Annotated in this window: 11 protein-coding genes; 9 read left to right on the top strand and 2 right to left on the bottom strand. The window is 67.1% G+C overall.

Annotation, left to right across the window (positions count from 1 at the left end; all coding sequences use genetic code 11):
* From G3N97_RS31140 to flhA, 7 genes are all read left to right on the top strand, one after another.
* Nucleotides 1–689, top strand: a 689-nt coding sequence (locus G3N97_RS31140) for a chemotaxis protein CheB (RefSeq protein WP_277397810.1), incomplete at its 5' end; no start/stop codon positions are given.
* Nucleotides 690–837: 148 nt separating this feature from the next.
* Nucleotides 838–1233 carry a chemotaxis response regulator CheY gene (gene cheY / locus G3N97_RS31135; protein ID WP_065065604.1) on the top strand — a complete coding sequence of 132 codons (396 nt, stop codon included), beginning with the start codon at nt 838–840 and terminating at the stop codon, nt 1231–1233.
* Nucleotide 1234: 1 nt separating this feature from the next.
* Nucleotides 1235–1945: a protein phosphatase CheZ gene (gene cheZ / locus G3N97_RS31130; RefSeq protein ID WP_110327876.1), complete on the top strand. Its 711-nt coding sequence runs from the start codon at nt 1235–1237 to the stop codon at nt 1943–1945.
* 588 nt (nt 1946–2533) lie between these two features.
* Entirely contained in the window at nt 2534–3052 is a 519-nt protein-coding gene (locus tag G3N97_RS31125) for a DUF2844 domain-containing protein (protein WP_205996796.1), read from the top strand.
* Between the two features lie 17 nt (nt 3053–3069).
* Complete coding sequence (locus tag G3N97_RS31120; protein ID WP_346778148.1) at nt 3070–4389, top strand: DUF3443 domain-containing protein; 1320 nt, start codon at nt 3070–3072, stop codon at nt 4387–4389.
* Nucleotides 4390–4687: 298 nt separating this feature from the next.
* Entirely contained in the window at nt 4688–5974 is a 1287-nt protein-coding gene (gene flhB / locus G3N97_RS31115; RefSeq protein WP_205996794.1) for a flagellar biosynthesis protein FlhB, read from the top strand.
* Complete coding sequence (gene flhA / locus G3N97_RS31110) at nt 5971–8070, top strand: flagellar biosynthesis protein FlhA (protein ID WP_205996793.1); 2100 nt, start codon at nt 5971–5973, stop codon at nt 8068–8070. Before flhB ends, flhA begins: the two co-directional genes overlap by 4 nt.
* An 85-nt stretch (nt 8071–8155) precedes the next feature.
* Here flhA and G3N97_RS31105 read toward each other — a convergent pair whose 3' ends face one another.
* A complete protein-coding gene (locus G3N97_RS31105) occupies nt 8156–8446 on the bottom strand; it encodes a type II toxin-antitoxin system RelE/ParE family toxin (RefSeq protein WP_205996792.1) in 291 nt (96 codons plus the stop codon).
* Nucleotides 8433–8675, bottom strand: a complete 243-nt coding sequence (locus tag G3N97_RS31100; RefSeq protein WP_074982803.1) for a type II toxin-antitoxin system prevent-host-death family antitoxin — start codon at nt 8673–8675, stop codon at nt 8433–8435. The genes G3N97_RS31105 and G3N97_RS31100 overlap by 14 nt, the downstream gene beginning before the upstream one ends.
* A 408-nt stretch (nt 8676–9083) precedes the next feature.
* On the opposite strand from G3N97_RS31100, the gene flhF reads away from it, so the two are divergent.
* Nucleotides 9084–11153, top strand: coding sequence for a flagellar biosynthesis protein FlhF (gene flhF, locus G3N97_RS31095; protein WP_205996791.1), 2070 nt, complete (start codon nt 9084–9086; stop codon nt 11151–11153).
* A partial coding sequence (locus G3N97_RS31090; protein WP_205996790.1) for a MinD/ParA family protein occupies nt 11146–11799 on the top strand: 654 nt, incomplete at its 3' end. The genes flhF and G3N97_RS31090, both read left to right, overlap by 8 nt.

Below are 11799 nucleotides of genomic sequence, written 5' to 3'. Positions count from 1 at the left end.
ACGCCGCGCCGGCCGCCGGTCATCCGGTTGCCGCGCATGGCGCCGCGCACGCCCCGGCCGCCGCCGCGCCGATGATCAACAATCCGCTCGTTTCGACCGAAAAGCTGATCATCGTCGGCGCGTCGACGGGCGGCACCGAGGCGATCCGCGAAGTGCTGCAGCCGCTGCCGCCCGACGCGCCCGCGGTGCTGATCGCGCAGCACATGCCGCCCGGTTTCACGAAGTCGTTCGCGCAGCGCCTGAACGGGCTGTGCCGCATCACCGTGAAGGAAGCGGAGCACGGCGAACGCGTGCTGCCCGGCCACGCCTACATCGCGCCGGGTCACGCGCATCTGCTGCTCGCGCGTAGCGGTGCGAACTACATCGCGCATCTGTCCGACGACCCGCCGGTGAACCGGCATCGTCCGTCGGTGGACGTGCTGTTCCGCTCGGCCGCGCAGCACGCGGGCAAGAACGCGATCGGCGTGATTCTGACGGGCATGGGCCGCGACGGCGCGGCGGGCCTGCTGGAAATGCGCAAGGCCGGCGCGTTCACGCTCGCGCAGGACGAGGCGAGCTGCATCGTGTTCGGCATGCCGCGCGAAGCCATCGCACTCGGGGCCGCCGACGAGATCGCTTCGCTCGCCGACATGAGCCGCCGCGTGATGACGCGCCTCGCTTCGATGGGCGATCGCGTCCAGCGCGTGTAATATGCCCGCCCGCACCGGGCGCGTACTTTTACGAGAGATCGTGTGGCTTTGTAAGGCTTACACGATCGATCACGATTAATTTATCTGGATAGGCGTCGCGCTTGTCTGGATAATTGCCCAGGTTTTAGCCTGGAGGAATGGAACCGAGATGGACAAGGGAATGAAGATTCTGGTGGTGGACGACTTTCCGACGATGCGCCGGATCGTCCGCAACCTGCTCAAGGAACTGGGCTATGCGAACGTCGACGAAGCCGAAGACGGCGCAGCGGGCCTCGCGCGCCTGCGCGGCGGCAACTACGAGTTCGTGATTTCCGACTGGAACATGCCGAACCTCGACGGCCTCGCGATGCTCAAGGAAATCCGCGCCGACGCTTCGCTGTCGCACCTGCCGGTGCTGATGGTGACGGCCGAGTCGAAGAAGGAAAACATCATCGCCGCGGCCCAGGCTGGCGCGAGCGGCTACGTCGTCAAGCCGTTCACGGCTGCGACGCTCGACGAGAAGCTCAACAAGATTCTCGAAAAGATGGCGAAGACCGGGAGCTGACGTGAACGAGCCCATTGATGCGGCGCACGACGGCGCTGCGGAGTCGGGCGATCTCGCGACGGACCGCATCCTCGCGCGCATCGGCCAGCTGACGCGCACGTTGCGCGATTCGATGCGCGAGCTCGGTCTCGACAAGCACGTGGAGCGCGCCGCCGAAGCGGTGCCCGACGCGCGGGACCGGCTGCGCTACGTCGCCAACATGACGGAGCAGGCCGCCGAGCGCGTGCTGTCGGCCATCGAGGTCGCCAAGCCGATGCAGGAACAGGTCGAAGCCGACGCCAAGGTGCTGTCGTCGCGCTGGGCGACCTGGTACGACGCGCCGATCGGCCGCGAGGAAGTCCGCTCGCTGATGGACGACACGCGCCAGTTCCTCGACGGCGTGCCGCAAGTCACCACGGCGACGAATCAGCAACTGCTCGAAATCATGCTCGCGCAGGATTTCCAGGATCTGACCGGCCAGGTGATCAAGAAGATCATGGACGTGGTCTATGTGATCGAGCAGCAACTGCTGACGGTGCTGGTCGAGAACATCGCGCCCGAGCGGCGCGAGCAGTTCGCGGCCACGGCCGCGCTGCTGGCGGAGGCGCACGCGAGCAGCACGGGCAGTCCGGAAGGCCTGCTCAACGGCCCGCAGATCAATCCGGAAGGCAAGACCGACGTCGTGCAGGACCAGGCGCAGGTCGACGATCTGCTCGCAAGCCTCGGTTTCTAAGGCAGTACAGGTAGTACAGGCGGAACAAGTCGGAACAAGCGGGAAAGCAGGACTGGCGCAATAGAACGGAATACACAGGCAGCCAGACGCGGCGGTGAGGCGGGGAACGCCCGCCGCCATGTGCAAGGCCATGCCGGCGCGCTGCGCCGCAGCATGGCTGCGTCTGGCCAAACAGCCATCTGTCGTGTGTAATCTTCGACAGGCATACTAGACAACGAACGCTGTTGTCCCGCCGCGGCGCTTGCCGGGGTGGAGTCAGACAGCGCAGCCAGCCGCTCCCCGTTTTGCCGTCGCCCCGGTTCGACTGCTCGACTTTTCGGCCGGGACGTCGCGCCACAGGCGGGAGCGTGCCACCGAGAGAAAGGGAGGGCCGCCTTGTATCCGCAAGCCTCGTCCGTCGCGTCCGCCGCGACCCGCCGTGCCGGTTCGTCCGGCTCGCGTCTGTCTGTTTGTTCTTCGGTTTTTCAACGAGGGCGTAAGTCAGGATCTAAGTCCGGGTTCAAGTCAGGGTTCAAGCCGACCGCGAATTCGGCTTCCGCTTCACATTCCCAATCAGCATCAACGATTTTTGGCGCACTGCAGCACGCCATGGCCGCGCTCGTCTGCGCGGCGGGTTTGCTGTGCGTCGCCCAGCCGGCCAGCGCCGCGCTCGGCGGCGCGCCCATGACCACGCCGGCCGGCGCGACCGTCGGTGCGCCCAGCGCCGCGAATACGGCCGTGTCCGCCGTGAAGCGGCAGGCTGTGCAGGCGAGCGCCTCGGCGGCGTCGAGCACATCGACGACTTCCGGCACGTCGGCTTACTCGGTGCGCGAAACCACGCTCGCCAACGGCACCGTCGTGCGCGAGTATCTTTCGTCGGCGGGCACGGTGTTCGGCGTCGCGTGGAACGGGCCGCAGCCGCCTGATCTCGCCTCGCTGCTCGGCAGCTACTTTCCGCAATATGTCGCCGGCGTGAAGGCCAATCGCGCGGCGGGCGTGCGCGGGCCAGGCGCGGTCGACAACAGCGCGCTCGTGGTCCATTCGGGCGGCCACATGGGCGCGTTCTCGGGCGAGGCCTGGTTGCCGCAGGCGCTGCCGTCGGGCGTCAGCGCCTCCGACATTCAATGACGAACGGGAGACGACGCGTGTACACCATCGGCATCTCCAATGCAGTCGGACGCGCCCTGCGCGAAAGCCCCGTCATCGTCCGCGGCGCGTTGCTGGCCGCGTGTTTCGCGCTCACGGCGGGCCTCGCGGCTTGCGGCGGCGGCGGCGGATCGGACAGCGGTTCGAGCAGCAGCAGCGCCGGCAACACCTCGCAACTGCCGGCCGGGCCCACGCAGCAGCCCATCGCCGTCGGCGCCGCGAATACCGTGGGCGTCACGGTCAACTCCGGCGTCACCGGCAACATGCCGAACATTCCCACCATCAGCGTGACGGTGTGCGCGGCCGGCACGAGCACCTGCCAGACCATCAGCAACGTTCAGGTCGATACGGCGTCGTACGGGCTGCGCATCGCCGCGTCCGCGCTCAACAGCACGATGACCGGCGCGCTGCCGCTCACGACCGCGTCCTCGGGCGGCACGCTCGCCGAGTGCACGGCGTTCGCCGACGGCTACACATGGGGCACGGTGCGCAACGCCGACGTGACGATCGGCGGCGAAAAGGCCAGCAACATTCCGATCCAGGTGATCGGCGACCTCGCCACCAGCAGCGTGCCGCAAGCCTGCGCGAGCTACGGCAGCGCGCAGAACACGCCGCAGGATCTGGGCGCGAACGGGTTGATCGGCATCGGCGTGGCGCCGTGGGATTGCGGCTCGCGCTGCGCGACCAACACGAGTAACAGCAGCAGCTACTACAGCTGTCCTGGCGGCACCAACTGCAGCACCGTCGCGGTTGCCAATAGCGCGCAGGTCGCCAATCCCGTCGCGCACTTCACGACCGACAACAACGGCGTGATTCTGCAGATGGCGCCCGTGTCGCAGACCGGTCAGGCCAGCGCGACCGGCACGCTGGTGTTCGGCATCGGCACGCAGTCGAACAACACGATGAGCGCCAGCCAGAGCTTCGCGACCGACCAGTGGGGCGATGTCGTCGGCACCTACAAGAGCCGCTCGCTCGCGGCGTTCCTCGATTCGGGCTCGAACGGCCTGTTCTTCAACGACAGCTCGATCGCGCAGTGCGGCGGCAACCTCGGCACCTTCTATTGCCCGTCCACGCCGCTCGCGCTCTCGGCGACGCTGACCGATCTCAACAACAAGTCGGCGACCGTGAACTTCAACGTGGTGAGCGCCCAGGTCCTGCTCGGCAGCGGCAGCAATTTCGTCGCGAACGATCTCGCGGGCGAGTTCGGCTCGAACGCGAACCTCGACCTCGGTCTGCCGTTCTTCTACGGCCGCTACGTCTATTACGGCTACGACCAGACCGCCACCGGCGGCACGCAGACGCCTTACTTCGCGTTCTGAGCGTCGGAACGCCTGAACGCCTGAATGCCTCACGCCGCCCCCACGCGGCGTGAGGCATTTTCGTTCATTCCCCCATTATTGCGACGACCCACCACGCCCGCGTCAAACCCGCGCGAAACCCGCCCGCGCGCCTTCCCGCGCAGGTTCCGGCCGCCCATCCGGCGAAATACCCCGGTTTCACCGCCTTACTCCGTCAATCGCCGCTTGCTCCGCGCGGCAATAATCGCTCTCACTGAAAAAGGCTGTGCGCCGTCACCGTTGGGGTGGCGGGCCGCGTGCGGCGCCGACCGGAGCATCCGTGGCAGAGGACAGCGACCTCGAAAAAACCGAATCAGCCACTCCCAAGCGCCTCGAAAAGGCGCGTGAGGAGGGGCAGGTTGCGCGTTCGCGGGAGCTTTCCACGTTCGCGCTGCTGTCGGCGGGATTCTTCGGCATCTGGCTGCTGTCGGGCACGATCGGCGAGCATTTGCAGGCGATGCTGCGCGGCGCGCTGACGTTCAACCACGACAGCGCTTTCGAGACCAAACGCATGCTCACGGGTGCCGGCGTGGCCTCGCGCGAGGGCTTGATGGCGCTGTTCCCGGTGCTCGCGCTCACGGGCGCGGCCGCGCTGCTCGCGCCGATGGCGCTCGGCGGCTGGCTCTTTTCCACCAAATCGCTCGAAATGAAGTTCGACCGGCTGAATCCGATTTCGGGTCTCGGCCGCATCTTCTCGATCAACGGTCCGATCCAGCTCGGCATGTCGATGGTGAAGACGATCATGGTCGGTGCGATCGGCGGCTCGGCCGTCTGGAATCGCCGCGACGAGATTCTCGGCCTCGCGATGCAGCCCGCGCCGCGCGCGTTCGCCGATGCGTTTCACCTGATCGCCGTGTGCTGCGGCACGACCGTCGCGGGCATGTTCGTGGTGGCCGCCATCGACGTGCCGTATCAGCTCTGGTCGTATCACCGCAAGCTGCGCATGACGAAGGAAGAAGTGAAGCGCGAGCATCGCGAGAACGAAGGCGATCCGCACGTGAAGGGCCGCATTCGCCAGCAGCAGCGCGCGATGGCGCGCCGCCGCATGATGGCGCAGATTCCGAAGGCCGACGTGGTGGTCACCAACCCGACGCACTTCGCGGTCGCGATCCAGTACACCGACGGCGAAATGCGCGCCCCGAAGGTCATCGCCAAGGGCGTGAACCTCGTGGCCGCGCGCATCCGCGACCTGGCCACCGAGCACAATGTGCCGCTGCTCGAAGCGCCGCCGCTGGCGCGCGCGCTCTATTACAACGTCGATCTGAACCGCGAGATTCCCGGCCCGCTCTACGGCGCGGTCGCGCAGGTGCTCGCGTGGGTCTATCAGCTCAAACGATTCCGCGAACACGGCGGCGACGTGCCGATGGCGCCGACCGATCTCGACGTGCCGGCCGACCTCGACAAGGGCGCCGTGAGCGACGACGACGCCGCCGAAGAGGCCGACGACGCGCTCTCGCCCGAGGATCGCGCCGCCGCCGACGCCGCGCGCAACGCCAACACCACCGCATCGAACCCCGCAGGCCGCGCCGACACCGCGCGCGGCGGCAATGAAGGAGCAACAGAATGAACGCCCGCACCGGTTTCCTGTCGCGGCGCCCGGAGGTGCTGCAAAGCACGAATCTGCGCGCGCTGGCAGGGCCGATCCTGATCTGCATGATCCTCGGCATGATGATCCTGCCGTTGCCGCCGTTCCTGCTGGATCTGCTGTTCACCTTCAACATCGCGCTCTCGGTGATGGTGCTGCTCGTCAGCATGTACACCATGAAACCGCTCGATTTCGCGGCGTTCCCGAGCGTGCTGCTGTTCTCCACGCTGCTGCGCCTGTCGCTGAACGTGGCGTCCACGCGCGTCGTGCTGCTCGAAGGCCACACCGGCCCCGGCGCGGCCGGTCAGGTGATCGAGTCGTTCGGCCACTTCCTCGTCGGCGGCAACTTCGCCGTGGGTATCGTGGTGTTCGTGATCCTGATGGTGATCAACTTCATGGTGATCACGAAGGGCGCGGGCCGGATTGCGGAAGTGTCGGCGCGCTTCACGCTCGACGCGATGCCCGGCAAGCAGATGGCGATCGACGCCGACCTGAACGCCGGTCTCATCAACGAAGAAGCGGCGCGCAAGCGCCGTACGGAAATCGCCCAGGAAGCCGAGTTCTACGGCTCGATGGACGGTGCGAGCAAGTTCGTGCGCGGCGATGCGATCGCCGGTCTGCTGATCATGGCGATCAACATCATCGGCGGCCTGATCGTCGGCGTGGTGCAGCACGGCATGCCGTTCGCGGCGGCGGGCGAGACCTACACGCTGCTGACGATCGGTGACGGCCTCGTCGCGCAGATTCCGTCGCTCGTGATCTCGACGGCCGCCGGTGTGATCGTCTCGCGCGTGGCGACCAACGAAGACATCGGCACGCAGCTGACCGGCCAGCTCTTCACGAATCCGCGCGTGCTGCTGATCACCGGTTCGATCATCCTGATGATGGGCCTGATTCCGGGCATGCCGCACTTCGCGTTCTTGCTGCTGGGCGGCGGCGCGATCCAGCTTGGCCGCGTGATGAAGAAGGCCGCCGAGGCGAAGAAGTCGAGCAGCGTGCTCGCGGATATCGCGCCGGCCGCCGTCGCGCCGGTCGAGAACACCGAGGCGAGCTGGGACGACGTCACGCTCATCGATACGCTCGGTCTCGAAGTGGGCTATCGCATCATTCCGCTCGTCGACAAGAACACCGACGGCGAACTGCTCAAGCGCATCAAGAGCATCCGCAAGAAGTTCGCGCAGGAAATCGGTTTCCTGCCGCCGGTCATTCATATTCGCGACAACCTGGAACTGCGTCCGAACGCTTACCGCATCGCGCTCAAGGGCGTGGAAGTGGGCACGGGCGAGGCGTTCCCGGGCCAGTGGCTCGCGATCAATCCGGGTCAGGTGAGCGCGGTGCTGCCGGGCATGCCGACCACCGACCCGGCGTTCGGGCTGCCTGCGATCTGGATCGATTCGAACATGCGCGAGCAGGCGCAGGTGTTCGGCTACACGGTGGTCGATTCGAGCACCGTGGTGGCGACTCACCTGAATCACCTCGTGGTGACGCACGCCGCCGAACTGCTCGGCCGCCGCGAAGTGCAGTCGCTGCTCGAACGCGTGCAGAAGGACACGCCGTCGCTCGTGGACGACCTTGTGCCGAAGGTGCTGTCGGTCACGACGCTGCAGAAAGTGCTGCAGAACCTGCTGGAAGAAGGCGTGCCGATTCGCGACATGCGCACGATCATGGAGTCGCTCTCCGAGCACACGCCGCGCATGACCGATGCGCACGATCTCACGGCGGCGGTGCGCATCTCGCTGGGCCGCGCGATCACGCAGCAGTGGTTCCCGGGCAGCGGCGACATGCAGGTGATGGGCCTCGACGCGAATCTCGAGCGCGTGCTCTCGCAGACGCTGACCTCGGGCCCGAATCCGGGTCTGGAGCCGGGCCTCGCGCACACGCTGCTCACGCAGACCGAAGCGGCGATGCAGCGTCAGCAGGCGATGGGCTTGTCGCCGGTGCTGCTGGTGCAGCATGCGCTGCGTCCGATGCTCTCGCGCTTCCTGCGCCGCAGCTTGCCGCAGCTCAAGGTGCTCTCGTATGCCGAGGTGCCCGATACGCGCAACGTGCGCGTGGTGAACGTGGTGGGGACGAACTGAGGGTGAGCTTGCGGTGAGTTTGCGGTGAATTTCTGGAAAGCCCGCCGGAGGTTTCTGGCGGGCTTTTTTGCGTTGTGGCCAGGGTTCAGCGCAGACGCGTATGCGCCTTGCGATACGCCTCGCGCGCCTCACGCCTGCCGACGGCAATCACGAGCACGACCAGTTCGCCCTCTATCACGCGATACACGAGCCGGTAGCCCGAGGCCACGAGCTTGATCTTGTAGCAATCCGGCAGCCCGGCGAGGCGCGCCGATTCGACGTGCGGCGCGCGCAGACGCTCCACCAGTTTCTTGCGGAACTGCTCGCGCACGGTGGCGTCGAGATGCTGCCATTCCTTGAGCGCGGACTTGAAGAACTTCAGGTCATAAGTCGTCAAGCTTGACGCTCACGATTTCGTCGCCGCTGCGTGAGCGGACGAGTTCGGCCAGCTCGATGTCTTCGAGCCGGTCGCAGATGGCTTCCCACTCGCTCGCGGGGATCAGGTAGGCCACCGGCTTGTTGCGGTTGAGAATGGCGACGGGGCCGTCGGCTTTCTCGATTGCAGCCATGGGATTCATCTTCAGTTCGCTGATGCCTATCGAGGCTCTTGCCAGAATGCTTTCCATCGTACGGACTCCTGAAGCGCGGCGAATCAAACACGTGCGGCGCCCAGTGACGCCGATCAATCGACCAGATTATAGGTCAAATGGTTAGTCGCTTATTTGGTTGATAACGCCGCGCTGCGACGTCCCGCTGCGAGTCGGCAAGCTTCTCGCCACGTTCACCGCACGTTCGACGCCGCGCTCGCACCGTCGACCGCCGTCGTCCGATGCACCGCGCACCCCGCCGTGCGCCGCGCCCGCGCCCCATCCCCCGAATTACCCACATTTCCCCGTCCTGATCCACCGATCGTAGAAGGCTCACCTTCGAAATAATTCCAACATCGGAGAAGGGCATGCGCGACGCGCGGCTCGCAGTGATCCAGTGCAATCGACCGGCGGCGCCAGGCCGCTCACCTCAATCAGGGGCATAGCTTGAACATTCGCAAATTCATCGGTGGCAATAGCCGCGACGCTTTGCGCCTCGTGCGCGAGGCGCTGGGTGCGGACGCCGTCGTGCTGTCGAACCGCACGCTCGACGACGGCAGCGTCGAGATCGTCGCGCTCGCCGACAGCGACCTCGCGGCGATCGCGCCTGCGGAAGGTGCGGCGGGTGCAGCGGGTGCAGCGGCCCTCGGTGCGGCGTTCGGCGGTTTGCCCTTTGGCGGTTCGTCGTCGCAAGGCGGCGCGGCGTCGCAGAACGGCGGCGCGTTCGCGCAGAAGCCGGCGCGTCTCGCGCTGCCTTCGGCTGCGTCGTCGACGCCGTCGGCGGGCAATCCCTACGCGAGCGGCATGCCGGACGTGTTCTCGTCGGTGTTCGGCGCGAGCCCGGAAGTCGGCGCGGATCCCGCTGCCGCTGCAGCCGCCGACGAACACGCCGACGCCGATAACGGCGATGATGCAGGCGTCTCGCTCGCGCAATCGATTCAGGCCAAGACCGCCCCGAACGACATACCCGAAGTTTCGGCGCAACCGTTCGCCGCGTCGCGTGCGGCCGCCGGCCAGCACGCCCAGCAATCGACGATGCCGCCGACCGCGCAGGCCATGCAGTCGCAGCAGACCACGCAGCCCTTCGGCACGCTGAAGGCCGCGCCCGCCACGAGCCAGACGTCGGCGCGCGACGCCGCGTCGCTGCTCGAACAGGCGGTGTCGCAGTCGTTCCCGCAGTCGTTCCAGGAATCGAGCGCGCCGCGCACGATGGCCGAAACGAATCCCTGGCTGATCGACCACGCGCGCCGTATCGCCAGCCAGCAGAACGGTCAGGACACGCGCACGCCGGGCCTCACGCCCGCCGCCGCGATGGCGCGCGGCTTCGGCACGACCGCCGATCCCGTGCATCCCGCCGACGTCGACGCCACGCAGCCCGACTGGGCGCTCAAGGCCGCTCACGTCGCGGCGCGTCGCGCGGCGCGTAGCATCGGCCAGAGCGCCGACGCCGCCGGTCCCGCGCCCGACGAAGACGGCGCGAAGTCGTCCGCCACGGCGGCGACCGTCAGCGAAGCGATTCGCTCGCGCATCGAGCAGGTCGTCAACGAAACGGTGATGAACGAACTGGCCTCCATGCGCGGCATGATGGAAGAGCAGTTCGCCGGTCTGCTGTGGGGCGAGCGCCAGCGCCGCAGCCCGGTGCAGGGCGCGCTCACCAAACAGCTTTTCGCGGCCGGTTTCTCGGCGCAGCTCGTCAAGATGATGATCGAGCGCCTGCCGGACGTGGAGACCGAGGAAGCCGGCATGGAATGGCTCCAGTCGGTGCTCGAATCGAACCTGCCCGTGCTGGAAGACGAAGAAGCGCTGATGGAGCGCGGCGGCGTGTTCGCGCTGATGGGCCCGACGGGCGTCGGCAAGACCACGACCACGGCCAAGCTCGCCGCGCGCTGCGTGATGCGCTTCGGCGCGAGCAAGGTCGCGCTGCTCACGACCGACAGCTACCGGATCGGCGGCCACGAGCAGCTGCGCATCTTTGGCAAGATCCTCGGTGTGTCCGTGCACGCGGTGCGCGACGGCGCGGATCTGCAGCTCGCGCTCACCGAACTCAAGAACAAGCACATCGTGCTGATCGACACGATCGGCATGAGCCAGCGCGACCGCGCCGTGGCCGACCAGATCGCCATGCTGTGCGGCGCGGGCCGTCCGGTGCGGCGCCTTCTGCTGCTCTCGGCGACCAACCACGGCGACACGCTCAACGAAGTCGTGCAGGCCTATCAGAGCGGTCCGGACAACTCGCCGCTCACCGGCTGCATCCTCACCAAGCTCGACGAGGCGACCAACCTCGGCAGCACGCTCGACACGGTCCTGCGCTACAAGCTGCCGGTGCACTACGTCTCGACCGGCCAGAAGGTGCCCGAGAACCTGTACGTGGCCACGCGCCGCTTCCTGATTCGCAGCGCGTTCTGCGTGCCGCGCGACCGCTCGCCGTTCGTGCCGCACGAGGACGACATTCCTGCATTGCTCTCCGCGCTGTCGAATCGTTCGAACGCGCAAGCACCCGAGGTCCGGTTTGGATAAGTTCGTGATCGATCAGGCCGAAGGCCTGCGGCGTCTGCTTGCGCGAGAAGGCTCGCGCGTGATCGCGGTGACAGGCGGACCCGGCGCGCCGGGACGCACGACCGCCGTGATCAATCTGGCGGCGGCGCTGACCGGCCATGGCAAGGACGTGCTCGTCATCGACGAATGTCTCGGGCCGCGCTCGGTGAGCGCGCTGCTCGGCGGCATTCGCGGCGCGGGCAACTTCGCGGCGGTGATGCGCGGCGAGATGGGGCTCGACGAAGCCGCGGGGCGTCACGCGCTCGGCTTTCGCGTGCTGGCCGCCTCGCGCGAGCATCGCTCGCAGTACAGCAGCGCGCAACTGAACAAGGTGCTGACCGGTCCGGCTGACATCGTCCTCATCGACGCCCAGCTCGACGCCGACGGCGCACTGTCGCCGCTCGCGATGCACGCGCACGACGTGCTGATCGTCATGCGCGTCGCCGCGCAGGCGATCACCGACGCCTACGCGTGCATGAAACGGCTGCACTTCGCGCACGCGATCGGCCAGTTCCGCGTGCTCGCGAACCACGTGGCGAGCGCGACCGACGCGCACGCCGCGTTCGACAACCTCGCGGGCGTCGCCAGCCGCTACCTGACGGTCTCGCTCGAGAACGCCGGTTGCGTA

Origin of the sequence: Paraburkholderia sp. Ac-20347 (genome assembly GCF_017104805.1) — a bacterium.
Taxonomy (GTDB): Bacteria; Pseudomonadota; Gammaproteobacteria; order Burkholderiales; family Burkholderiaceae; genus Paraburkholderia; species Paraburkholderia tropica.
Note: the sequence above shows the minus strand (reverse complement) of the source record. Positions and strands in the feature narration are given on the sequence as shown.